Raw genomic sequence first — 24,479 nt, 5'->3', positions numbered from 1 at the left:
CTGAAAACGGGCTGTTTAGTCTGTATTCATGAAAACAGACAATGATACCATGACTGATGCGGGGCGTCTGGTTCTGGCCGCCGGGGCCGGACTGCTTCCATTCTTCCTGTTTGGAACTTGCGGATGGGCTTCCATGCTTGACGCTACCTCTGGAGAACCTTCCCTGCCAAGTGTAAAGATGGTTCCTAAAAAGCTGGCCCTGTTCAAAAACGGGTACGGCACGGTGACGCTGGAAGGGAAGACGGCGGAAGGCTCCTCCATGGAGTTGGCCGGGCTTCCCACTCCTTCCTACGGCTCATTCTGGCTTTCCACAGAGCAGGGCGTTTCCGTCCGGGAATTGATCAGCAGCAAGGTGAAGGAAATCATCCCCAAGCCGGAATACGGCAGGAATGAATTGCTTGCCGCCAATGCCGGAAAGCTGATCAAGATCACAACCACAGAAGGAGGAATGATTGTAGGAAGAATGGTGAAGCCAGTGAACAACAAGGTCCGGGAATCCAATCGTCCCAATTTGATGGGCTCCCTTTCTTCTCCTGTGGAAGACGGCCGGGACATGAACAGGTCTTCCTTTGCGATGGCGGGAAGCCTCCTGATGCAGACGGAGACTGGACATGTGATGCTTCAGGAAGCCGCGGTTCAACAGGTCGAGTTTCTGGAAAAGGATATTTCCTTTCCCTCTTGGACGACGGACAGAACGCGGTTGGTGATGAACCTTGAAAAACCGGCTCCGGGAAAAACGGTAACCGTGAGCAGCCTGTCTTCCGGGATCAGCTGGCTGCCCACCTACCGGGTAGAGCTGGGTGCGGAAGGACATGCACAATTGCAGTGTAAGGCGACGATCATGAATGAACTGATGGATTTGGAGAAGGTGGATATGGAGCTTATTTCCGGCTTCCCTCGCCTGGCAATGCCCGGGCTGCCTTCTCCCATCTCCATGAAGCAGAACATGAGCGCCTTGTTTGCCGCCCTGGGGTCCGAAAAACCTGGAACGGAATACGCCCGGTCCCTCATGGGCAACTACATGAGCCAGGCCCGTACTCCGCAGCCCATATTCACCATGGAGAAGGCCACGGCCATTGATCCGGGAACCGTCAAACAGGCGGAGGATTTGTTCTTCTACTCCATCCCGGATTTTTCCTGCAACTACCGGGAGACGGTGACCAGGAACCTGTTTGGCGGCGATGTTCCCTACCGCCACATTTATACGTGGGACATTCCCAACCAGAAGGACCTGTCGGAATGGGACCAGAACCGAGACCGCGGGGCGGCGGCTTCCCCGCTGGACGTCTGGCACTGCATCCAGTTGACGAATGCCCTGAATCTGCCCTGGTCCACGGGAATGGTGGAATTCGTTTCCCAGGGCAGGCTTGCCGGGCAGAGCACGCTCACCTTCACCAATCCGGGAGAACGTGTCCTGGTCAGGCTGAATAAATCCATGGAAACCATGGTTCATGTTTCGGAAGAAACGCTTTCTTCCGAGCCAGTGCAGGTGAGAGGCTCCAGCTACCGGAAATACACCATAAAGGGAACTCTGACCATGAAGAATGTTTCCGGCAGGAACATGGAATTCCAGGTAAACAAGGACATTATCGGGACTCCGGAAACTGTTTTGAGAGAAGGAGAAATGTCCAGCCTTCCCAACTGGAACCGTTCCCTGAATCCTAACGGAAAATTCCAGTGGAAACTCACGCTGAAGCCGGATGAGAAAAAGGAACTGGAGTATCAATATACTTATCTTGATTAATTCCTGCCCGTATATTTATGTATTGACATCATTTGGAGTAGTGTGTACCTTCTCCCCCACACATTACCCAGACGGAGCGGTGGCTGAGAGGCTGAAAGCACTCCTTTGCTAAAGGAACGTACTGGCAAAACCGGTACCGAGGGTTCGAATCCCTCCCGCTCCGCCAAAACCTTTCATTTTTTAAGAGCCTGCACTTCAACGGTGCAGGCTCTTTTTTCTTTGTAAATCAGGGGATTAGCTGTTGGCAGGAATGGTGGGTGAGAGGTATGCGGAAATGGAGAGGAAGATTGCCATGCTTTCCAAGGCATGAAGGAGAAGATGTCCGACTACCGCGATTCCTTTAAATGAAAGCAATTCCCCAAAAAGCCGGATAAGAATATTTTCATTACCTCTTTCAGACTTCCGCAAGAGCGGCAATTCCGATCTTCTGGGCGGCGAACCCGCAGCGTCGGCCGCCTGGTAGAAGGTGCGCTTGCGGACAAAACCATCCATTACTGCCTCCCTGCAATGATACTCATCTCTGCCGCCAGAAGGACGACAATGGCGGAATTGATGGACAAGGCACTTGACGCGGGCATCGCCGTTTTGGCCACCCCGTGTATTTTGCTGTGCGTCCAGATGAAGGCGTTCATTGACCATAACGGTTTTCCCGCGGGACGACATGAAAGAAACGCAGAGATGCTGGATTTATTCCGTGAAGAAATAATATCTACCTGAACATTCGGGCGGAAGCCAGGGCCGTGGATGAAGCTTACCGGAACGGGGCCGAAATCCGGCATGTCATTGACATGAAAACCTTGAGGTGGAAGTTAGCGCGAATTTTACGGCACCTCCGTATGCCTGCCGTGCCGGAGGTTCCGGTGCACTTTTGTCCGCGTGTCATGCTTTTCCCGGGCCGGAAGAATTCATGAAGCGGAAAAATGAAGGGTGATTTTGATGGTTCTCCTTGTTCTCCATTTATTTCATGACAGTATAATAAACTGAATATAATTTTTTTATGACTTTTCTTAAGAAGAATGAAAAAATATTTTGCATGATAGTTACTGTAACCATTAACGTGGAATAAAGGAAACAGAAGACGCAAAAGATGTCTTGAGACATTTTTCCTTTCCACGGAAAAGGGAAGGAACGGGATTTCATCCCGCCGAGGAAAACATTTCATAAAACCTTATCGCCATGAGTAAAAGAACGATTAGAAACACTTCCTACGAGGGGGAGCGCCCCCTCTTCTCCTCCCGCCATTTGAGGCTTGAAAACGTCACGATTCTTCCCGGAGAGTCCGCCCTGAAAGAATGTTCCGGCGTGGAAGCCGTGCAGTGCGAGTTCAACGGAAAGTACCCTTTCTGGCATAACGACGGTTTCCTGATTGAACACTGCCTGTTCAGGGAAGGGGCCCGCGCCGCCATCTGGTATTCCCGCAACCTGCACATGAAGGATACCCGTGTGGAAGCCCCCAAGATGTTCCGCGACATGGAAGGAATGGTATTGGGAAACGTGGTCCTGACGGATGCGCAGGAATGCTGCTGGCATTGCCGGAACGCGGATCTGCGGCACGTGGAGGTGGACAGGGGGGACTACTTCTTCATGCACGGGGCGGACATCCGCATAGACGGCTTCCGGCTGAATGGGAATTACTCCTTCCAGTATTGCAGGAACGTGGTCATCCGCCATGCGGAGATTCATTCCAAGGACGCCTTCTGGAATACGGAAAACGTTATCATGTATGATTCCGTGCTGGACGGGGAGTACCTGGGCTGGCACTCCAAAAACCTGCGGCTGGTCAACTGCCGGATTTCCGGGACCCAGCCCCTCTGTTATGCGGAAAACCTGGTTCTGGAGAACTGCACGTTTGCGGAGGACGCGGACTTGTGCTTTGAATATTCCTCCGTCCAGGCCGGCATCAGGGGCGTGGTCACCAGCGTCAGGAACCCGCGCAGCGGCCGCATTGTGGCGGACGGATACGGGGAAATACTCCTGGACGCCCACTGCAAGGCTCCGGGGAACTGCTCCATTGAAACGAGAAACGTCCAGCCGGGGGAGGCCGCATGAAGTACGATTTTGATACCGTCATACCGCGCCGGGGCACAAATTCCTACAAGTGGGATTCCGTTCCTCAGGCGGATATCCTGCCCATGTGGGTGGCGGATATGGACTTCCGCACGGCTCCCCCCGTCACGGAGGCGCTGCAGAGAAGGGCCGCCCACGGAATTTTCGGCTACACACGGGTTCCCTCCGCCTATTACGAGGCGGTCACGAACTGGTTTGAACGCCGCCACGGCTGGAAGATCAATCCGGACTGGATTATCTACACGACCGGGGTGGTTCCCGCCCTTTCCGCCATCATCAAGGCTCTGGCGGATCTGGGGGACAAGGTGCTCGTCCAGACGCCGGTGTACAATTGCTTCTTCTCCTCCATCCGCAATGACGGATGCGCGGCGGAATACAATCATCTGCGGTACGCGGACGGAGTTTACACGGTTGACTTTGAAGACCTGGAGCGCAAGGCGGCCGATCCTTCCGTGAAGCTCATGCTCCTGTGCAATCCCCACAATCCGGCGGGGCGCGTATGGTCGCGGGAGGAACTGGAGAAGATCGCGGACATTTGCCTGAGAAACGGTGTTTTTGTCGTGGCGGATGAAATCCACTGCGAGCTGGTTTATCCGGGCCACCGCTACACGCCTTTCGCCTCCCTTTCGGAGGAGGCCCTTCTCCATTCCGTCACCTGCATTTCTCCCAGCAAGGCGTTCAACCTGGCCGGGATTCAGATAGCCAACATCGTCGCGGCGGATGAAGAAGTGCGGAAAAAGATAGACAGGGCCATCAACGTCAATGAAGTGTGCGACGTCAACTCCTTCGCCGTGGATGCCCTGGTCGCGGCATACGGGGAGGGGGAGGAGTGGCTGGATGAATTGAAGCGTTACCTGTACGGAAATTACGAGGCGGTCCGGGAGTTTTTCCGGGAGCGCCTGCCGCAGTTCCATGTCCTGCCGCTGGAAGGGACGTACCTGGTCTGGATAGATTGTTCCGTGCTGGGCATCCCTTCCGAAGAAGTTGTCGGAAGGCTGATGGAAGAAGGCCGTGTCATGGTCAACGGAGGGGAAATGTACGGAGAAACGGAGGGATGCTTCATCCGCCTCAACATTGCCTGCCCCAGGGAATTGCTGCTCCGGGGACTGGAAGGAATTTTCAAAATCTTCGGAGATGCTGAACGCGGAGGCGGCGCCATGCGCTCCTAAAGACAGGAAGGGAAAAATCATCAACAACCATTAGAAATTCATCATGAAAGATACGGTAACGAGAAGGTCATGGCTCAAATCCTCCGGCGCGGCGCTGGCCTCCCTGGCGGCGGCCGGCATTCTGCCGGAATACGCCCACGGAAGCTCCACGCCGGGCAAGGCGTCAAAAGTCCTGATGACCAAAAAGATCACCCCGGAAAGCCTCGTGAAGATTTACGAGGCCCTGGGACGTCCGGCTTCCGGAAAGGTAGCCGTCAAAATCAGCACGGGAGAACCCGGAGGGCACAACTTTCTCCAGCCCTCCCTCATCGGGGACCTGGTGCGCAAGGTAAACGGCACCATCGTGGAGTGCAACACGGCCTACGGCGGCAAACGCTCCAGCACGGAGGCCCACATGCAGGCCGCCAAAGACCACGGATTCCTTGACATTGCCAGGGTGGACATCATGGATGCCGAAGGAGAATTCCATATTCCGGTAAAAGACAGGAAGCACCTCCAGTACGACATTGTAGGGGATCATCTGAAAAACTATGATTTCATGATCAACCTGGCCCATTTCAAGGGGCATGCGATGGGCGGCTTCGGCGGCGTTCTGAAAAACCAGTCCATTGGCGTGGCTTCCGCCGCCGGCAAGGCGTACATCCATTCGGCCGGGAAAACGCAGGATGTCTCCAAAGTATGGGACAATCTGGGTGAACAGGACGCCTTTCTGGAATCCATGGCCGCGTCCGCCCAGGCGGTCGCGGACTACTTCGGGGACAGGATACTTTACATCAATGTCATGAACAATCTGTCCATCGACTGTGACTGCGACGCCCACCCCCATGACCCGGAAATGAAGGACATTGGCATTCTGGCGTCGCTTGATCCGGTTGCCCTGGACCAGGCGTGCCTGGATCTGGTGCATGCCGTCCAGCCGTCGGAAGGCAACAACAGCAAACCCCTGATTGAGCGCATTAAAAGCCGCAACGGCCAGCATACGGTGGACCATGCCGAGAGGATAGGCCTGGGCACCAGGAAGTACGAGCTGAAGGAGCTGGAACCACAGCAGACCGTTTAACGGGAGATGTTCCTTTTAAAGACGGATATCCTTATCATTAAAATAGTCGACAGGAGGTTAATCATAGGGAATGAACATTGAAAATAACATAACACGACGAAGGCATTCAAGAAGATGGGCACGGTAGCCGCAGGCATGGGGCTGAATATCGCGGATGTGCGGAGCGAATTCTGCATGGGAATGCACATTATCTGATATTCTGAAACCAGCTTTGCCAAGACTCGTGCAAAAGCTGCCATAGAAGGTAAAATTGACAAGTCATCGTTTTACAAAAATATGAAAAGATATCTTTTTATCCCTTTATTGATGTTGATTACATCATTCCAATTATCAGCCCAAACGAAGCCGGCAGTCTCGGCAGACGGCATGTTAATTCGAATTTCTGAAATCGAAGTACATCCCCAGTATTTGAAGGAATATCTGGAATACGCCTCTACGGTAGGGGCTGCATCGGTCAAAGAGGAATCGGGAGTTATTTGCATTTATCCGATGCAGATGAAGCGGGATTCAACACAAATCCGCATCCTCGAAATCTATGCTTCGCCCGAAGCCTACCGACATCATATTCAGACAGCCCACTTCCAGAAGTATAAGACGGAAACGCTACACATGGTGAAGAGGCTCGACTTAGTGGATATGCATGCCGTTGATCCGGCAGGCATGCCTGAGATATTTCTGAAAATGAACACGAACAAATAAGAAGAATATGGAAAAGAATCGTGGAGAATTTCCCCATATGATGGACGACGCCACTCATGAACCCGCGTTGCAGAGATTGCAACACAAGGATTTATTTTGATTTATCAAAACAATGCAAAAAAAATAGTTATGGAAGAAGTTACATTAAATAACGGAGTAGCCATGCCCGTTCTGGGCTTTGGCGTTTATCAGATACCGGACGCCGCCGAATGCGAACGCTGCGTGCTGGACGCGATTGAGGTCGGCTACCGCTCCATTGACACGGCGCAGGCCTACCGCAATGAGGAAGCGGTAGGCCGCGCGGCGGAAAAGAGCGGCATACCCCGCGGAGAACTGTTCATCACCACCAAGATATGGATTTCCAATGGCGGTTATGAGAAGGCGAAGGCTTCCATTGAGGAATCCCTGAACAAGCTTCGCACGGATTACCTGGATCTGCTGCTCATCCACCAGCCCTTCAATGACTATTACGGAACCTACCGGGCCATGGAGGAGGCATATCGCGCCGGGAAAATCCGCGCCCTCGGCGTGAGCAACTTCTATCCGGCCCGCTTTATCGACCTGGCGGAATTCTGCGAAGTCAAGCCAGCCGTCAATCAGATGGAGACACATGTCTTCCATCAGCAGGCCAACACCCGGGAGGTTATGAAGAAGTACGGCACCCGCCTGGAATCCTGGGGGCCTTTTGCCGAAGGACGCAACGGCTTTTTCAGCAATGAAGTGCTGAAAGCCGTCGGCGCGCAGTATGGCAGGACGGCGGCCCAGGTCGCCCTCCGCTTCCTGGTCCAGCAAGGCATCATTGCCATTCCCAAATCCACCCACCGGGAGAGAATGGTGGAGAATTTCAACATCTTTGACTTTGAACTCTCCCCGCAGGATATGGAAGCCATCGCCGGGCTGGACGGCGGGGAAAGCCTCTTCTTTTCCCATGAAGACCCCGCAACGGTGGAATTCCTGATCAATTACGGGAAATAAAAGAATGAGGGCATTCCGGCAGGGAAGAGGAACGGTCCGGACAAAAAGGCCCATCCACGTGGGAGGCATGAAAAGCTCTCCGGGAATTCCCGCACCTGAAGGCGCAGAAACCTTCACGAGTCCCTGTGCCGCTTCCCGTTCTTGCGAGGTGCGGCGGAATGCAGTAACATGAATGGAACAAACGCATGATCTTGATTTTTGAAGCATTGCTTGCGGGCTACATTTTCTGGCGGGCCATTCTGCCGCTGCGCCTGCATTGGGGATGGAAGGCGGCGCTTTCGGCGTTGCTGGCCGTGGCGGCGTTCAAATTCCACCTTCTGCACCTTTTCGGCGGCCCCATGTTTTTTTCCCCGGTTCTGCCGGAGTGGCTGCTGCTCGCCGCCGCGTGGCTGTTTTCCGTCCTGTTCCTGTTCTTCTTCCTGCTGTTGGCCGCCGACATCGTGGTCGGACTGTACCGCCTGATGCTGTTCTTCCTCCGGAAGAAAAGGACGGCGCGCCGCCGCATCATCGTCAACAGGGTAAACCTGGCCCTGCTGGTTCTTTCCGCCGTACTCGCAACCGTGGGCGTCATCGGCGGGACCAGCGTGCCGGGAGTGCGGGTAGAAACGATTACAGTCGGCCATCTGCCGGAAGAGGTGGACGGCATGACGATTGCGCTGCTGGCGGACCTGCACGCGGACGGCATCACGCGCGCCGACCGCATCCGCAGGATCGTGCAGCGCACGAACTCGCTGAATCCCGACCTTATCGTGATTGCCGGGGACTTCGTGGACGGCACGGTTCCTGTGCACGGAGAGGACCTGCGGCCTCTTGCGGACCTGAAAGCCAGATACGGCGTGTTCGGCGTTCCGGGCAATCACGAATATTACTCCGGCTATGAGGAATGGATGGAATTTTTTCCGACGCTCGGTATCCGGATGCTTCCCAACGAACATGTCCTGACGGGCGGCGGAAACGTCATTCTGGCGGGAGTGACGGACCCCGTGGCCGGGATGACGGGCAGGGAAGAGCCGGACATCAACAAGGCGCTGGAAGGAGCTCCGCCGGGGAAGGTCCGGATTCTCGCCTCCCACCAGCCGCGCCTTGCCCGTGAGGCGGCGCGGCACGGGGTGGACCTCCAGCTCTCCGGCCATACGCACGGCGGCATGATCACCGGAATTGACCGGCTGGTGGCGCGTTTCAATGACGGCTTCGTTTCCGGGCCGTACCAGGTGGGCTCCATGAAGCTGTACGTTTCCAACGGAGCGGGGATATGGAACGGTTTTCCGGTCCGCATCGGCGTTCCCGCGGAAATCGTCCTGATCCGCCTGAAGAGGGAATGAAAGGCAGCCACGGCTACGTGCAAGCCGGGAGTTTTTTATTCCGGGAGGGCGGTGAAAGCCCCCGGAACAGCCTGTTCAGGAGTGCCGGGGCTTATGCCCCGCCGTCCGGCACGGAGCATCTGATTTCATAATGCGGGTGTGAAAAATAGTAATGGTCCGGGAACAGCTCCGTTTCCATCACAATCCGGTCGTATTCCCGGCTGAACAGGTCCGGGAACAGGAAGGCGGCCTGTTCAATGTCGCTGTGGTCCGTTTTCATGCAGACGCAGGAGAGTTCCGGCAGATGAATGATTTCCTCCGGAAGCGGCTCGCGGAACTGCTCCATGTCCACCTCAATGTAAAGGAAGCGTTCCGTGACGCCGCTACGGCACATCATCAGGATGCCCGCTTCCGATCCTGTTTTCAGTCCGCGGCGGCTGATGTCCTCCAGCGCGCGGTTGAATTTCAGATGGTATTCCGTGCTGCGCTGCCTTCCGCGGTAGGGAAGGGCCCAGCAGTATTTTTCCGGGATTGCCAGCTTGATGGGGCCGTTGTGGAACCGGTAGTTCTCCGCGTGGCGGATGTGTTTCTGCATCTCGTCCAGGATGTGCAGCTTGGTATTGATGGCGCGGATCTTTTCATCCGCCAGCATGGACCCGTACGCGATGAGCTTGCCGTAGCGGATGCTCTTCTTGTCTTCCGTCAGGAATTCCGTAAACCGGTTCAGCGGAATATCCAGCTCCACGCATAACTGGATGGCCTCCACGAGCTGGATTTGGGAGAAATCGTAATAGCGGTACCCTGTTTCCCTGTCCACATGGGCCGGCGGCAGAATACCTATTTTGTCGTAGTAACGGAGGGATTTGATGTGGACCCCGGTCTGTTTGGAGATGTTTCCGATGGTCAGCAAATGTTTTTTGTCCATGTATGGCAGAAATAGTTTAAAAGGGGGAGAAAGTACCCGGCATGAATTTTATGGAGAAATATAATAAATTATTAAACAGTAGTTTATATAATTCCTTAGTTACCGTTTTTATAAAGATTAGGCTTCAAAATACCTTCCTGCGCAAAGGGAAAATTTTGCATTGCGGAATTTCGTGTTGACCCTCCTATTATGGGAGGGTTTATAGCATAGACCTCACTGCATGATCCATGGAAAAAGAGTGCATGACAAGTATCCTTTTCCCGGCATGTTCAACCTTGTTTGCCAAATGAAATCCCAATTTATTTTCTCTTTATTTCTTGCCGCGGGGCCTCTCCTCTCTTCCTGCCGGGACGACGGAAGCGTGCAGGACCCCATGATGATGCCGGAACCCGAAGTGACGGTGATGACGGTGCGCGGGGAGGAAATCCCCGTCACCTCCAATCTGCCCGGCCGCATGGAGGCCTTCCTTCAGGCGGAGGTGCGCGCACGCGTCACCGGCATCATTCAGGAACGCTTTTACCAGGAAGGGCAGAACGTCAAACAGGGCGACCTGCTGTTCAAGATTGAACCGGAGCCGCTTCAGGCGGCGCTGGACGAGTGCAAGGCCGCCCTTGACCGCGCGCAGGCCGTACTGACGGACGCGCAGGACAAGGCCAAAAGGTATTCCGCCCTGGTTTCCAAGGGGGCCGTGAGCGGCCGGGAGCACACGCAGTCCGTGGCGGAGGAAGCCCGCGCCCGTGCGGAATACGCCGCGGCGAAGGCCGCCCTGGAACGGGCCCGGCTGGACCTGGAATACACCAATGTGACGGCCCCCATTTCCGGGCGCGTGCGCCGCGCCCTGGTCACCAAGGGGGCGCTGGTGGACCAGAACGGGTTCACCCACCTGACCACGGTGGAACAGATAGACCCCATCTACGTCCGTTTCAGTTCCCCCGCCTCCCAGCGCAGCAGGCTCCGCAGGGCCATTCTTTCCGGCCTGTGGAAGGAAATACCGCTGGAAGAAATCAAGGTCCGGCTGCTGCTCCCCAACGGAGAGGAATACCCGCATAAGGGCCATTTCTTCTTCTCGGACATGGCGGTGGACCCCGGCACGGACACCATTGAAATGAGGGCGCAGTTCCCCAACCCGGACCACGAACTGCTTCCCGGAAGCTACGTGCGCTTGGTCTTTGACAAGGCCGTCCGCAACCATGTCTTTTCCGTGCCGCGGGATTCCGTGATGCGCACGGCGCAGGGCGCCTCCGTCCTGGTCGTCGGGAAGGACGGCATTCTGGAAAGCCGCCCGGTGACAACGGAAACCATGAATGAAAAGAGATGGCTGGTCACCTCCGGCCTGAAGGACGGGGACAGGGTGGTCACCAGCAAGACAATGTTCCTCCGGCCCGGAATGAAAGTGAGCGTGAAGGAAGAGGCCGCTCCTCTGGAAAACTCCAACTGACCGCCAGACCATGCCTGACTTTTTCATTAACCGTCCCATTTTCGCGTGGGTGGTGGCCCTGCTGATCTCCCTGGTCGGCCTGCTGGCCCTTCCCATGCTGCCCGTGGCGCAGTACCCGGACATCGCACCGCCCGTCATCACCATCCGCACCACTTATCCGGGGGCCTCCGCCCAAATTACGGAGGAGGCCGTTACCGCCGTCATTGAGAAGGAAATCAACGGCGCGCCGGACTTGCTGTACATGTCCGCCACCAGCGACTCCAACGGCATGGTGGAAATAGCCGTCACCTTCCAGCAGGGGACGGACCCTGACATTGCCGCCGTGGAAGTGCAGAACCGCCTGAAAATCGTGGAATCCCGCCTGCCGGAATCCGTACGCCGGGAAGGGGTGTTCGTGGAAAAATCCTCCAACAACATTCAGGCCGTCATTTCCCTGTCCTCCGACGGGGCGCTGGACGGCACGGAGCTGGGGGAACTTGCCTCCGCCCGCCTCATTCCTGAATTGAAGCGCGTGAAGGGCGTGGGCCGCGTGGAGCTGTTCGGGGCGGAAATGTCCATGCGCATCTGGCCTGATCCGGAAAAGCTGGAAGCCCTCCGGCTTACGCCTACGGACATCGTCAGCGCCGTAGCTTCCCAGAGCGAGCGCATCATCATCGGGGACATCGGCGGCGCGGCGGTCTCCAAAAACGCGCCGATCAACGCCAGCGTGGTGGCCAGCGAGGAATTGCACACGCCGGAAGACTTCGAAGCCATTGCGCTGAGAACGCTCCCGGACGGCTCCTCCGTCAAGCTGGGGGACGTGGCGCGCGTAGAACTGGGCGCCAACAATTACTCCTTCTTCTCCCGGTGCAACGGACTGGCCGCCACCGGCATGGCCATCAAGATGGCCCCCGGCTCCAACGCCGTGGAAACCATGGGGCTGCTGAGGGACAAGATGGACGAACTGTCCAAGGATTTTCCTCCCGGCGTTTCCTACCAAATCCCGTATGAGACCACCCACTTTGTGGAAATTTCCATCCAGAAGGTGGTCTCCACGCTGCTGGAAGCCATCGGCCTGGTGTTCCTGGTCATGTTCCTGTTCCTCCAGAACTTCCGGGCCACGCTGATTCCGACGCTCGTCGTTCCCGTAGCCCTGCTGGGAACCTTCGCCGTCATGTGGATTTCCGGATTCTCCGTCAACATGCTCACCATGTTCGGCATGGTGCTCAGCATCGGCATCCTGGTGGACGACGCCATTGTCGTCGTGGAAAACGTGGAGCGCATCATGCAGGAGGAGGGTCTGGACGCCCGGCAGGCCACCATCAAGGCCATGAAGCAGATCGGGGGCGCCATCGTGGGCATTACCGCGGTGCTGGTGTCCGTGTTCATCCCGATGGCCTTCTTCAGCGGGGCCGTGGGCAATATCTACCGGCAGTTCTCCGTAACCCTGATCGTTTCCATCTCCTTCTCCGCGTTCCTGGCCCTTTCCCTGACGCCCGCGCTCTGCGCCGCCATGCTGAAACCCTCTTCCGTGGAGCATCAGGACAAGAGGGGCTTCTTCGGCTGGTTCAACAGAACGATCAACCGCTCCACGGAACGCTATGGAAAAACCGTCTCCGGCATCATCCGGCGGCCCGTCCGTTCCCTCTTCGTGTACGTCCTCGTCATTGCCGGGGCCGGATACCTGTACCTCACGCTGCCTTCCTCCTTCCTTCCGGAAGAGGACCAGGGGAGCTGCATGGTGCTTGTCTCTCTGCCGCCCGGCACCCTTCAGGAAGAAACGAGCGCCCGCCTGCGCGACGTGGAAGACTACCTGATGAAGAACGAACCGGTGAAGCACGTCTATTCCGTGGGCGGCTTCAGCTTCTTCGGCAGCGGGACGAACATGGCCATGCTCTTCGTCGGCCTGAAGGACTGGAGCGAGCGCACGGACCCGGCCCTGGGCGTCGGTGAAATCGTCAACCGGATCAATGGCCGCTTCATGAGCGACCCCCAGATGTTTGTCCTGGCCATGAACGTGCCGGCCCTGCCGGAACTGGGGAACTCCTCCGGGTTCGACTTCCGGCTCCAGGACCACGGCGCCATCGGCTACGAACGCCTGGTGGAAGCCCGCGAGGAGTTGCTCAGCCGGGCCGCTGCGGACCCCAGCCTGGCGGACGTCCACTTCATGGGCCAGGCGGACACGCCGCGCCTGGACGTCTCCATTGACAGGGACAAGGCCTTTTCCATGGGCGTGCCCATGACGGAAATCAGCAACTCCCTGGCGGTCATGTTCGGCTCCAGTTATGTGGGGGACTTCATGCACGGCAGCCAGGTGCGCCGCATCATCATCCAGGCGGACGGGAAGAGCCGCCTGAGCGGGGACGACATTGAAGACCTGCACGTGCGCAATGAAGCGGGCAGCCTCCTGCCGCTCTCCTCCTTCGTCGATCTGGAATGGACGGCCGGACCGCCACAGCTCACCCGGTACAATAACTATCCCTCCTTCACCATCAACGGCTCCGCCGCTCCCGGCAAAAGCAGTGGGGACGCCATGAAGACCATGGAGCGGATTGCCTCCTCCCTGCCTCCGGGGATCGGCTTTGAATGGACGGGGCAGTCGTATGAGGAACAGCAGGCCGGCTCCCAAGCCTCCCTCCTGTTCGGGCTTTCCATCCTCATCGTGTTCCTAGTGCTGGCCGCGCTGTATGAAAGCTGGTCCATCCCCTTCGCCGTCATCCTGGTGGTTCCGCTGGGGCTCATCGGGGCGCTGCTCGCCGTCTTCCTGCGGGACATGCCCAATGACATCTACTTCAAGGTGGGCCTCATCACCACCATCGGCCTTTCCGCCAAGAATGCCATTCTGATCGTGGAAGTGGCCAAGGAACTGTACCGCGACGGCATGGGAATAATGGAGGCCACGGTAACGGCGGCCAAGCTGCGCCTGCGCCCCATCCTGATGACCTCCCTGGCATTCGGCGCGGGCGTCATTCCGCTTGCCTTTGCGCGCGGCGCGGGCGCCGGAGCGCAGCAGGCCGTGGGCACGGGCGTGCTGGGCGGCATCATCACCGCCACGGTGCTGGCCGTTTTCCTGGTTCCCCTCTTCTTCCGCCTGACGGCTGGGAAGAGAAAGAAGGTATGATGCTCCGGAAAATTCCCTGGGAAACGGGGCTGTTCCGCTAGCGGGGCAACCCCGTTGAATATTCCCTATCCCGGATTTTACAGGGTCCGGTCATTCTTCATGATTTCCGGGGCTGGGAAAAAATTGAATGCCGGATTTTTCCCTGCCTGCGCGGAATGGTCAACATTGGAAGTTGATAAAGAAATGGGAGTTGCGGGAACGTGCTGGAAACGGAATCCTGCCGACCCTGTTGAGTGTTGAAGTTTGACTTATTGTTTAAAATATGGTTCCATCATGCGAAATTTCAGCTCAATCCCAAAAGACAAATACGATTTATGGATTTTATAAGTGCAAAAGGCCTGGGATGGTTGTCCATTATTGGCGGAGTGATAAGTTTTCCTTTTTTACATGTAGATCATCTTCTTCATATAGAACATTTGAACTATAACGGGACTTCAGTTTCTCCTCCTCCATCCCGGACTTCTGTGGCAGGCTCGGCAGAGCCTCAACAACCGGCTGAAACCGTTCTTTCTGTTGTGGACCTTTCCCAAAACAAGGAAAAGAAAGTACGTGAACTGGTTGAAAATCATTGCCGTTTCACGAACATCGGAGATGTAGAGGGACAGATGGCATGTTTCGGGGACCGCATTTTTAAATATTTTGATAAAGGGCAGGTGGAAAAGTCTTTTATCAGGAAAGATATAAAAAACCATACCCGCCCTTATGAAATTTTTGCCACGGATTTGTTGGATGTGAAGGCAAACAAGGCGGAAGACAACAATTTATTTGATTATGAGGCGGTGGCAAAAATCCGTCTCACCCTTAAAAAAAGAGCGGGACAGGTGAGGACGCAAATAATCACGAATTTTTACGGACTCAAGTTCAACGGGGACACACCGGAAATAGTTTATATTGATCGGATAAAGGAATAGGTCCCCGCCCGGATTCTCTCTATTCTCCCGCCTTTCCTTTTCCAAAATTGGAGATAAGTGAAAGGTACTGAAGCCGCTTGCCTTCCCAAATGGCCGGAGGTCATGAACGGATCAAAATAACGTACCGGATGTGTACTGATGGCAAATAGCATGCGGTCGCGGTTCCGTCGCGTCATGCGGGGCGTGGAATTTTTTTCTGCCCGGCAGAAAGCCGTTGATCTTCACGAATGTGGGCGGCTCATGCCGGAATGAGGAGCATGGGGATTTTCCTTTGATGGGGCAATATTCCATCTTTGCCGGAAAAGCTGGAGAAAAAGTTTTTCATGAAATCCTGTTGACTTACAGTAACTGTAACCTTTAAACAGGAGACAAGGGGAAGCGCCGGAGTACGGCTTTCCCCGGATGAACCGGCCCGGTACGGACCGGTGCACAGGTCAACCATTCACCGGAACACCAGACATGAAGAGCAAATCAATCATAGCCGCCGTGGCGGCGTCACTCCTGACCGGGCTGGGATGTTCAGCCCAGGAACAGCCCAAAGTTTCCACGGAACCGTCCAGGATTCTCATCGCCTATTATTCCTGGGGCGGCAACACGAAGTACGCGGCCGCCCAGATCCAGAAGGAAACGGGAGGAACCTTGTTTGAAATCAAGCCTGTCAAGCCTTATCCCGCCGATTACCGGGAATGCACCGTGCAGGCCAAGAAAGAGATTCAGGAAGGAGCCAGGCCGAAATTGAGCGCCCGGGTGGAGGACCTCGGGAAGTACGACGTCGTGTTCATCGGGAGTCCCAACTGGTGGAGCACGATCGCCCCTCCCGTTTCCTCCTTTTTGGCGGGGCATGATCTCTCCGGAAAGACGGTGATTCCCTTTGTGACGCATGGGGGCGGCGGCATGGCGCGCTGCGCGGACGCGGTCCGCAAGCTGTGCCCTAAGTCCTCCGTTCTCAAGGGCGGCGCCTTTGCCGGCGACGGAATCAGAACGTCCCGGGCCGCCCTGGCCAAGTGGGTCAATGACACAATCACCATCAACAAATAATGCGCCTGATGAAACGAATCCTTCTGGGAACGGCCTGTTCCCTCCTTTTCCTGATGAACCACACGGAAGCACAGACCATGAACAACAGCACGGAAGCCCTGTCGCCAAAGGAACGGCAGATTGCCGCCATCAGCGCCCATACCGCCCGCGGCGACATGGACGGACTCAAAACCGCCCTGGCCGCGGGGCTGGACGCCGGACTCAGCCTGAACGAGATCAGGGAAGTTCTCGTCCAGATGTATGCCTATTGCGGTTTCCCCCGCAGCCTGAACGCTTTGAGCTCCCTGATGGAGCTGTCCAAGGAGCGCGCCGCGCGCGGCATCAACGACAGGGAGGGTGCGGAAGCCGGAGCCCCTCCGGCTGGCAGGAGCATCGAATTCGGCACGGAGAACCAGACAAAACTCTGCGGCGCTCCGGTCAAGGGCGAGCTTTTCCAGTTTGCCCCGGCCATTGACGAGTTCCTGAAAGCCCACCTCTTCGGCGACATCTTCGGGCGCGACAATCTTGACTGGAAAACCCGGGAGCTTGCCACCATTGCGGCTCTGGCCTCCATGAAGGGCACGGAAAGCCAGTTGAACTCCCACATCCGCATCGGCAAATACAACGGCCTGACGGACGAACAGGTGGACGCCATCCTGAATATTTCCGGCTCCGCCGGAAGGGACGACCCTTTCCCGAAGGGCAATCCCGCCCCCGCCAATTTCACCGGGAAGGCCTGGGTGGCCATGATGGTGGACAACAGGGACTACGACATGTCCGCCTACAACGTCACCTTTGCCCCCGGCACGCGCAACAACTGGCACAGCCATTCCGTGGGGCAGGTGCTGTTCTGCACGGAGGGCTCGGGCTATTACCAGGAACGCGGCAGGAAGGCGCGCCGCCTGGAGCCCGGCAGCGTGGTGGAAATCCCGGCAAATACGGAGCACTGGCACGGAGCGGCTCCGGACAGCGAATTCGTCCACATCGGCATTACTCCTAAAGCCGCTTCCAACAAAACCATCTGGGGCGGCCCCGTGACGGATAAGGAATACGCGGAGGCCGCCGGAGGGAAATAGCATCGTCCGGAACAGAAAACGGATCATGACAAAGAGGGGGATGTTTTCCCCCTCTTTTTTGTAATAGGACCATCCATGATGAATAATTCAAGCAGCATCTCGCGCAGAGCGAGCCTGAAACAGATGGGCATGGCCGCCGCCGGAGCCGGGCTGGGGCTGGGCTTTGCGTCCGCCGCGGAAACCGTTCCCGCCGCCTCCGGAAAAAAGCTGAAAGTGGCGCTCGTCAATGGAAGCCCCCATGAACACGGGTGTACCTATACGGCGCTGAAGGAAGTTGCAGGGGCGCTGGAGGGCTGCGGCGTGGAAACGGAAATTTTCTGGATAGGCAGCCATCCGGTAGCCGGGTGCATCGCCTGCGGGGAATGCCGGAAAACGGGCAAGTGCTTCCGGAATGACTGCGTGAACCTGTTCCTTGAAAAAGTCCCGGGCTGCGACGGCTTCGTGTTTGGTTCCCCCGTTCATTTCGCTTCAGCGGCGGGAGACATGAGCTCCTTCCTGGACCGGATATTTTATGCCGCATCGGCCCGGTTCAGGGGCAAGCCCGGCGCGGCGGTCACCAGCTGCCGCAGGGCGGGGAGCACCGCCACGCTTGACCAGTTGAATAAATACCTGCTGTTCAGCTCCATGCCCATCGTCTCCTCCCAGTACTGGAACATGGTTCACGGGAACACGCCGGACGAAGTCCTCAAGGACCTGGAAGGCCTGCAAATCATGAGGACGCTGGGCCGGAACATGGCCTGGCTGCTGAAAAGCATTGAAGCGGGAAAGCTGGCGGGAGTGCCCCTTCCGGAGGAAGAACCGCGCGTGGGAACCAATTTCATCCGGTAACCGCGTTCAGTCCTCCGGCGTGATGTTCGGTTCGTTTGCGGGGGCGTGGTTCAGGGGATTGCAGCTGTCCGGCCTGCGGTTTTCCAGCAGGTCCTGGTAGAATTTCTTCTTGTATTTCAGCACTTCCATCTGCTTTTTCAGCACGCGGAGCTGGTTCCTGAGGCTTTTTTCCTGCTTGAAGATGAGTTCCGCCCGTTCCGGAATGGTGGAATCCCCTTCCTGGCACAGGTCGATGTAGTGTTTGACCTCCTCAATGGGAAGCCCCGTCATGCGGAGGCAGTGAACCAGGCGGAGCCAGCCCAGGGTGTATTCAGAAAACATGCGGGCGTTTCCGCCGCTGCGGTCCACGTCGGGAATCAGCCCCACGTTCTCATAATAACGGATGGTGTAGGCGGACATTTCCATCATGTCCGCCACCTGCTTGACCGTATATTTGGGGGTGCGGTCGTGGGAGGCTTTGTAAGTGCCCAGTTTGGGCTTTTGCTTGATCATCGTTTTGAGGAATGGTTACAGTTACTCTAATATTCCGGGGAAGATGGAAAGGCAAGCATTTACCATGGCGCATGACGAAAGGGGATTCCCGGAACACGAAGGGGGGAGGAAAGGAGGTAAATTGCGGGGATGGCGGACCATGGGGGAAGGGCGTCTTTCCAGAATGGTCCTCCGACAAAAAAGGCTGTCTCCCGCGCGGGGGACAGCCTTTTCCGTGAAAAACGGGAGGAATATTTCCGTTACACCCTGCGGCGGCGCAGCATCAGCGCGACCAGCCCCAAAAGGCTCAGGGAAGCCGTTGCTGGTTCCGGAACGGCCAGTGTGCCTTCCAGCGAAATATCGCGGATGGTTCCGCTGTTGCCGTTGGTGCCCCCTGAACTTCCGATGACAGTGTAAACCTTGCCGTTGCCGTTTTCCTTCATGGCCGCGAGCTGTTCATCGGTCACATCGTAGGAAACGTTCCACTGGGAGGCGTTGTTGCCCCTGCTTCCCCTGCAAAGTTCCACCAGGTCTCCGTCCGTGGTTTCATACCAGACGGAATAAGTGTACGTGGGGCCCGTTCCGGGAGGAGTCAGGCTGAAGCTGAAAGTGAGTCCGGAATAAGCCTGGATGTTTTCAATGGTCATTTTCAGGCCGGCGCAGACCCCGGCCGTACCGGGCATGTTGGGAAGGCTGATAGCCTGGTTGGCTGTATTGACGGAAGCGCTGCCCCAGCCCATGTCACCGTTTCCGGTAGTGGTGTACCATCCGTCCGCGCGTCCGGCGGGTCCCAGCCATGCCTTGACGTCGGCGGCTGTGATATTGTTGTTGGCAAGACGTCCTGCGGAATTGTAGCCCTGGCCGGTGATGGCGGTGATTTCCGGCATCAGCTCAATGGTTGCGGCGGAAACGGAGGCTGCCAGGGAGACCAGGCCCAAACAGAGGGTGCAGAGTATCTTTTTCATGACTGTTGCCTCAACATGCCGGATTACGAATCCGGCGTCAAGAAAATATTTTTACACTTTGTCCCTTACTACCAAGCTCTATTTCCGGGAAAAGTTAAGGAGATGCAGTTTAACGATGCCCAGGTCTTTTACAATCGTGCTTCTCCATACGGGCGTTATCTTTTCATTCCCCCCTTTTTGCGGATTTGCACGGATTCGTAATCCGATGAGCGTTCTTTTATCTTTCCAAGATATTGACTGTTTGTTTCAAATAATGTTTGAAGGACAGGGATTGAATGGATTTTACCAAAGGATTTGACGGGGCCTGCTGGTACATTAGAATGGCGTTTCCTTTAAACAGAATTGTTTGTCATGATTATTGCCTCTCTTTCCGATTCCGCTCGTTATGAAAAATTAAATCCCCTGTTCAAGCAGGCTTTCGACTTCGTACGCGCTGCAGATCCGGCCGTTCTGGAGCCGGGGCCTCATGTTCTTGCGGAAGATGCCCTGATCGTGATGGTGAACGAAACGGCGATGAAGACCCTGGAAAAGGCCAGGATGGAGGTCCATAACAAGTTCATCGACATCCACGTACCTCTTTCACGGGAAGAACGCTTTACCTGGAAGGAGCGCGCCGTGCTGGAAAAACCGTCCGAACCCTTCCAGGAGGAGAAGGATGCGCAGCATTACGACGACGCGGAAGAAACTTCCTTCACCGTCAGGCCCGGCCAGTTCGCCGTGTTTTTCCCGGAAGACGCCCATGCCGGGTGCATTGGGGAAGGCGTCATCCGCAAGCTGGTAATTAAAGTAAAAACGGCCTGACCGCGTTCCGGAAAATTCCGGAAGGGCCAGACCGCCGATAAAAAGTCCCGTCAGGCGGTGTTCATCCGCCTGCGGCAAATGGATCAGCTTTCTTCCCCGGCATCGTCCTTCCGGGCGTCCTGCTTGGGGTCCTGGGGAGCATCCTCCGGAATCCAGACGGCCACGTTGCCGCCGTGGACGATGAACCGGCCGTTGCCTTCGTCGTCAATGGTGACGGTTTCCTCCACGTTTCCGGTGGCTTCCTTCCAGGTTTCTCCCGCGTGCTGCTTGCCCACGTTCATGACCTTGTCCCCGTTTTCCCCGTTGGAGATGAGTACGGCCACGCCGGACTTCGGATGCTGTTCGTCCCCCACTCGGGTAAAGCCGATGGTGTTCGGATGGTCGAAGTAGTAATTCTGCTCCCCGTAGGCGTGGTTCTTGCGGATTTCCAGCAGGTTGTCGATGATGCCGCGGTGTACGGGCGGATTGCCGCTGACACCGTAGTAATCCCCGTAAAAGATGCAGGGGTAGCCGTCCTTCATGAGCAGGATCAGCGCGTAGGCGGAAGGCTTGAACCAGTCCTTGACGGCTGATTGCAGGGAACTGCCCCACTGGGAGTCATGGTTGTCCACAAAGGTGACGGCCAAGGTGGGGTGGTTCTGGACCAGCGTGCCGTCCAGAATCTTGGTCAGGTCGTAATCCCGGCCGTGTTCGGAAGCCTGGTACATGTTGTAGTGCAGGGGCACGTCGAAAAGGTCCACCTTGTAGCGTTCCTCCTTCAGGTATTCGTCCAGGGAATCCAGGTCCTGCTTCCAGTATTCCCCCACGGCGTAGAAGTCCTCTCCCCGTTCCTTGCGGACGGCGGCCAGGAACTTCTTGATAAATTCGTCGTTGATATGCTTGATGGCGTCCAGCCTCATGCCGTCCAGGTCAAGTTCGCGGGAGACCCATACGCCCCATTTTTCCATTTCCTTCACCACTTCCGGGTGGTCGAAGTCCAGGTTGGCGAACATGAGGTAGTCGTAATTTCCATTTTCGTCATCCACGCCGCTGCTCCAGTCCTTCCCGTCCCCCATGATCTTGAACACGGTGGTTTTGCCCGTTTTATTGTCGTAATCCGTGCCGGTAAAGTGGTACCAGTGCCATTTGAAGTCGGAATACTTGTCTCCGCGGCCGGGGAAATTAAATCCGGTCCAGCCTTCAATTTCGTAGGCGTCCGTGGTTTCCTCCTCCCGGTTGTTCTCGTCCACTTCCTTGGCCATGAACTTTTCCGTATAGTCTGCTCCGGCCTTGTGGTTCATCACGGCGTCCAGGTAAACATCCACATGGTGGTCGTGCAGGGCCTTGATGGCGTCCTGGAGCTCCTGCTTGGTGCCATACTTGGTGCGCACGGTGTTTTTCTGGTCGAATTCCCCCAGGTCAAACAAGTCGTAGGTGCCGTATCCCACGTCGTTCTGTTCCTTGCCCTTGTAGGCCGGCGGAATCCAGACGGCCGTCACCCCTATTTCCTCCAGATGGGGGGCGTCTTCCTTCAGTTTGTTCCAGAACTGTCCGTCGTTGGGCAGGTTCCACTCAAAGTATTGCATCATGATTCCGTTTTTCATCGTCTCTGTGAGTTTGGGCAGAATAATTTTTCCGCATTTGTCTTTTTCCGCCGCGGTGGAGCGGAGGCGGTTGTGAGGACGCCATGAAAAGGTCCGGGCTTTCCGCCTCATTCCTAGGGGGCCCTCATCGAAATAGAGTCCGTAAAACGCGGCGCGTTAGGCATACTGCCAGTATCATGTCCTTTAAAAAGGACTCAAAAGGAGCGCCGGAAATGTTAGACCTGCCCGGCAGGCTGCGCCAGGTATTCCCGGTTTTTCCCGCGGTAATATTTCAAGAACCTGCGGATGAACCACAGGGTGACGATGGAGGAAAGAACGTCCGCCAGCGGCATGGACGCCCATACGCCCGTCTGTCCCCAGAACCCCGGTAAAATCAGCAGGAACGGCAGCAGGAACAGCATCTGGCGGGTGAGGGAGAGGAAAATGGCCAGCCTTGCCTTGCCGATGGCCTGGAAAAAGTTCCCGATGACGATCTGGCTGCCGATGAGCGGAAAGGCCAGAATGACGATCTTGAGCCCGCCCGCGGCCAGGCTGATCAGTTGTGCGTCATCCGTAAAGAGGGCGGCAATGCCGTGGGAAAAAAACATGCAGGCCAGGAAGCCCGCCGTAGTGAACGCCGTGCCCGTAATGATCCCGTATTTCAGCGTGAGCAACACCCGGTCCGGCTTCATGGCTCCGTGATTGTAGCCGATGATGGGCTGCATGCCCTGCGTGAGGCCGATGACGAGCATGGCAAACAGGATGAGAATCCGGTTGATGATGCCGAAGGCGCCTATGGCCAGGTCCCCGCCGTGGTCCGCAAGCTGCCTGTTGATGGCAATGGCCACCGCACTGCCGCACACATTCACCAGACACGGAGCCAGCCCAATGGACAGAATGCCGGTAACGATGGCTCTTTTCAGGTTCCAGATGCCGCGGCGGAAATGGACGGCGCTGGATTTGTCTGAAAAATGGATGAGCACGCGCGCCATGCCGGCAATCTGGGCGATCAATGTGGCGAACGCCGCTCCGGTGATGCCCCACTTGAACCAGAAGATAAAGATTGGCGCCAGAACAATGTTGATGCCTACGGAAAGCAGGGTGGAGCCCATGGCCTTTTTCGGATAGCCCGTGGCCCTCATCACGTGATTGAGATTGAAAAAGACGTATGTGACGGGGAGCCCCAGCAGGGTGACCAGCATGAAGTCATACCCGTAGGCCAGGGTTTGCCCGCTGGCTCCGAAGGCGGCCAGAATTTCCTTGAGGAAGATCAGTGTGGGAACAGCGAGCACCACGGAGGCGATCAGGCTCAGGACCAGGACGTTCCCCAGCGTATGTTCCGTCCCCTCCGGGTCCTTCTTTCCCAGTCTGATGGAGCTGATGGCCGCACCGCCTATGCCCACCAGCGTTCCCAGGGCGAAAGTCAGGTTCATGATGGGGAAGGTGACCGCCAGGCCGGAAAGGGCAAGCGGCCCCACGCCGTGGCCGATGAACACGCTGTCAATAATGTTGTACAGGGAGTACACCACCATGCCTGCGATGGAGGGCAGGGAATACTGGACCAGAAGACGCCAGACGGATGCGTTTTCCAATTCCGAGATGTTGCGTGACTGGGCTGTCATGACTCCGGCTTTTCTTTCAACGGAGTGCAAACTATAGGAGTGTAAAAAAGGGATGTCAAGCGGCCCCCCTGTCCGGGCCGGGAAGGCTCCGCTTCATTTCCAGCCGCCGCATGAAAGGCCCGTCTTCCGCGCCGTGCAGGCATTCTTCCTTCTTTCCCGGAAATCGGCGGCTTTTTAATTGACTGGGGAAGCGTTTGGGAGTTGATTCCTTTCCGCAATTTCTCGAAGCACGCCCATGTCTTTTCCCCTTCGTTTTTTTCTGAGCGCCGGTGCCTGTTGCTCCCTGTCCCTTTGTGTGTCCTGCCTTCCCATGTTCGGAGCGCACCAGATGCTGGCGGCCAGCCATCTGGCGGACGGCCTGTTGTCGTCCTCGCCTCTGGAACTGGTCTGGAGGGGAAAAATCTGCTCCTTCCCGTCTGCCGGCCTGGAGACCCCGCGCGGATTCACGGTTTCTCCAGCGGACTCCTATTCCCTCCTGATGGAGGTCCGCCCCGGCGTTGGCGGGGAATGGGCGTGCTACCATGACCGGAAGTCCTATTACTGGGCGTTCGTATCCGGAAAAAGCGGGGATGAGGCCGGGCTTTATGCCGTGCGCCGCGGCGTGGCCATTGACGGCGTGACCGGGGAAGTGGAAGACAGCCTGCCAGCGGCGGCCACTCCCGTTTCGGAATAAAAGCTCTGGTCTTTTTGCAAAACCGGGCCGGAATGACGCTGAAGTTTGACAGGAACGTTTTTCCCGGATATGTAT

The 24,479-nt window shown here is 56.6% G+C and carries 21 protein-coding genes and 1 tRNA gene; 16 read left to right on the top strand and 6 right to left on the bottom strand.

The genetic code is table 11. The annotated features are described in order from the left end of the window. The first annotated feature begins 28 nt into the window (after positions 1-28). Both V3C20_RS11985 and V3C20_RS11980 read left to right on the top strand, forming a co-directional pair. Entirely contained in the window at positions 29-1,744 is a 1,716-nt protein-coding gene (locus tag V3C20_RS11985) for a hypothetical protein (protein ID WP_130082719.1), read from the top strand. Positions 1,745-1,817: 73 nt separating this feature from the next. Next, positions 1,818-1,910, top strand: a tRNA-Ser gene (locus V3C20_RS11980). A 68-nt stretch (positions 1,911-1,978) separates the two neighbouring features. Here the strand turns inward: V3C20_RS11980 and V3C20_RS11975 are convergent. Beyond that, positions 1,979-2,383 carry a hypothetical protein gene (locus tag V3C20_RS11975; RefSeq protein WP_130082720.1) on the bottom strand — a complete coding sequence of 135 codons (405 nt, stop codon included), beginning with the start codon at positions 2,381-2,383 and terminating at the stop codon, positions 1,979-1,981. Positions 2,384-2,920: 537 nt separating this feature from the next. Between V3C20_RS11975 and V3C20_RS11970 the strand changes: the two genes are divergently transcribed. The 6 genes from V3C20_RS11970 to V3C20_RS11945 all read left to right on the top strand — a co-directional run bounded on the left by V3C20_RS11970 (position 2,921) and on the right by V3C20_RS11945 (position 9,036). Beyond that, entirely contained in the window at positions 2,921-3,793 is an 873-nt protein-coding gene (locus V3C20_RS11970; protein WP_130082721.1) for a DUF3737 family protein, read from the top strand. Continuing rightward, positions 3,790-4,980: a MalY/PatB family protein gene (locus tag V3C20_RS11965; RefSeq protein ID WP_130082722.1), complete on the top strand. Its 1,191-nt coding sequence runs from the start codon at positions 3,790-3,792 to the stop codon at positions 4,978-4,980. Before V3C20_RS11970 ends, V3C20_RS11965 begins: the two co-directional genes overlap by 4 nt. A 43-nt stretch (positions 4,981-5,023) precedes the next feature. Then, the gene (locus V3C20_RS11960; RefSeq protein WP_130082723.1) at positions 5,024-6,040 is read left to right on the top strand and encodes a DUF362 domain-containing protein; all 1,017 of its coding nucleotides are present in this window, start codon (positions 5,024-5,026) and stop codon (positions 6,038-6,040) included. Between the two features lie 276 nt (positions 6,041-6,316). Continuing rightward, positions 6,317-6,739 carry an antibiotic biosynthesis monooxygenase gene (locus V3C20_RS11955; protein ID WP_202975630.1) on the top strand — a complete coding sequence of 141 codons (423 nt, stop codon included), beginning with the start codon at positions 6,317-6,319 and terminating at the stop codon, positions 6,737-6,739. A gap of 129 nt (positions 6,740-6,868) precedes the next feature. Beyond that, positions 6,869-7,714 (top strand): aldo/keto reductase, encoded by an 846-nt coding sequence (locus V3C20_RS11950; RefSeq protein WP_130082724.1) that lies wholly within the window; start codon positions 6,869-6,871, stop codon positions 7,712-7,714. 185 nt (positions 7,715-7,899) lie between these two features. Then, positions 7,900-9,036 (top strand): metallophosphoesterase, encoded by a 1,137-nt coding sequence (locus V3C20_RS11945; RefSeq protein ID WP_130082725.1) that lies wholly within the window; start codon positions 7,900-7,902, stop codon positions 9,034-9,036. A 91-nt stretch (positions 9,037-9,127) separates the two neighbouring features. On the opposite strand, the gene V3C20_RS11940 is transcribed toward V3C20_RS11945, so the two are convergent. Further along, positions 9,128-9,940 (bottom strand): MerR family transcriptional regulator, encoded by an 813-nt coding sequence (locus tag V3C20_RS11940; protein WP_130082726.1) that lies wholly within the window; start codon positions 9,938-9,940, stop codon positions 9,128-9,130. Positions 9,941-10,226: 286 nt separating this feature from the next. On the opposite strand from V3C20_RS11940, the gene V3C20_RS11935 reads away from it, so the two are divergent. The 6 genes from V3C20_RS11935 (at position 10,227) to V3C20_RS11910 (ending at position 18,310) form a co-directional block, all read left to right on the top strand. Then, positions 10,227-11,378, top strand: coding sequence for an efflux RND transporter periplasmic adaptor subunit (locus V3C20_RS11935; RefSeq protein WP_130082727.1), 1,152 nt, complete (start codon positions 10,227-10,229; stop codon positions 11,376-11,378). Between the two features lie 10 nt (positions 11,379-11,388). Continuing rightward, on the top strand, positions 11,389-14,478 hold the full coding sequence (locus V3C20_RS11930) for an efflux RND transporter permease subunit (RefSeq protein WP_130082728.1): 3,090 nt from the start codon (positions 11,389-11,391) through the stop codon (positions 14,476-14,478). 233 nt (positions 14,479-14,711) lie between these two features. Next, positions 14,712-15,389: a hypothetical protein gene (locus tag V3C20_RS11925; protein ID WP_130082729.1), complete on the top strand. Its 678-nt coding sequence runs from the start codon at positions 14,712-14,714 to the stop codon at positions 15,387-15,389. A 459-nt stretch (positions 15,390-15,848) separates the two neighbouring features. After that, positions 15,849-16,427 carry a flavodoxin gene (locus tag V3C20_RS11920; protein WP_238623747.1) on the top strand — a complete coding sequence of 193 codons (579 nt, stop codon included), beginning with the start codon at positions 15,849-15,851 and terminating at the stop codon, positions 16,425-16,427. Positions 16,428-16,435: 8 nt separating this feature from the next. Beyond that, positions 16,436-17,482: a carboxymuconolactone decarboxylase family protein gene (locus V3C20_RS11915; protein WP_149873411.1), complete on the top strand. Its 1,047-nt coding sequence runs from the start codon at positions 16,436-16,438 to the stop codon at positions 17,480-17,482. A gap of 207 nt (positions 17,483-17,689) precedes the next feature. Next, positions 17,690-18,310, top strand: a complete 621-nt coding sequence (locus V3C20_RS11910; protein ID WP_130082897.1) for a flavodoxin family protein — start codon at positions 17,690-17,692, stop codon at positions 18,308-18,310. 6 nt (positions 18,311-18,316) lie between these two features. On the opposite strand, the gene V3C20_RS11905 is transcribed toward V3C20_RS11910, so the two are convergent. Both V3C20_RS11905 and V3C20_RS11900 read right to left on the bottom strand, forming a co-directional pair. Then, on the bottom strand, positions 18,317-18,802 hold the full coding sequence (locus V3C20_RS11905; protein WP_130082730.1) for a MerR family transcriptional regulator: 486 nt from the start codon (positions 18,800-18,802) through the stop codon (positions 18,317-18,319). Positions 18,803-19,041: 239 nt separating this feature from the next. Further along, positions 19,042-19,746: a PEP-CTERM sorting domain-containing protein gene (locus V3C20_RS11900; protein WP_130082731.1), complete on the bottom strand. Its 705-nt coding sequence runs from the start codon at positions 19,744-19,746 to the stop codon at positions 19,042-19,044. 351 nt (positions 19,747-20,097) lie between these two features. Here V3C20_RS11900 and V3C20_RS11895 point away from each other — a divergent pair, with 351 nt between their 5' ends. Then, the gene (locus V3C20_RS11895) at positions 20,098-20,547 is read left to right on the top strand and encodes a YhcH/YjgK/YiaL family protein (RefSeq protein ID WP_130082732.1); all 450 of its coding nucleotides are present in this window, start codon (positions 20,098-20,100) and stop codon (positions 20,545-20,547) included. 83 nt (positions 20,548-20,630) lie between these two features. On the opposite strand, the gene V3C20_RS11890 is transcribed toward V3C20_RS11895, so the two are convergent. Together V3C20_RS11890 and V3C20_RS11885 are read right to left on the bottom strand one after the other, a co-directional pair. After that, positions 20,631-22,130: an alpha-amylase gene (locus tag V3C20_RS11890; protein ID WP_130082733.1), complete on the bottom strand. Its 1,500-nt coding sequence runs from the start codon at positions 22,128-22,130 to the stop codon at positions 20,631-20,633. A gap of 215 nt (positions 22,131-22,345) precedes the next feature. Then, positions 22,346-23,731: an MATE family efflux transporter gene (locus tag V3C20_RS11885; protein WP_130082734.1), complete on the bottom strand. Its 1,386-nt coding sequence runs from the start codon at positions 23,729-23,731 to the stop codon at positions 22,346-22,348. A gap of 235 nt (positions 23,732-23,966) precedes the next feature. On the opposite strand from V3C20_RS11885, the gene V3C20_RS11880 reads away from it, so the two are divergent. Next, the gene (locus V3C20_RS11880; protein WP_130082735.1) at positions 23,967-24,404 is read left to right on the top strand and encodes a hypothetical protein; all 438 of its coding nucleotides are present in this window, start codon (positions 23,967-23,969) and stop codon (positions 24,402-24,404) included. The last annotated feature ends 75 nt before the right edge of the window (positions 24,405-24,479 follow it).

The sequence above is a fragment of the Akkermansia sp. RCC_12PD genome, from assembly GCF_036417355.1.
In the GTDB taxonomy this organism is placed as follows: domain Bacteria; phylum Verrucomicrobiota; class Verrucomicrobiia; order Verrucomicrobiales; family Akkermansiaceae; genus Akkermansia.
Note: the sequence above shows the minus strand (reverse complement) of the source record. Positions and strands in the feature narration are given on the sequence as shown.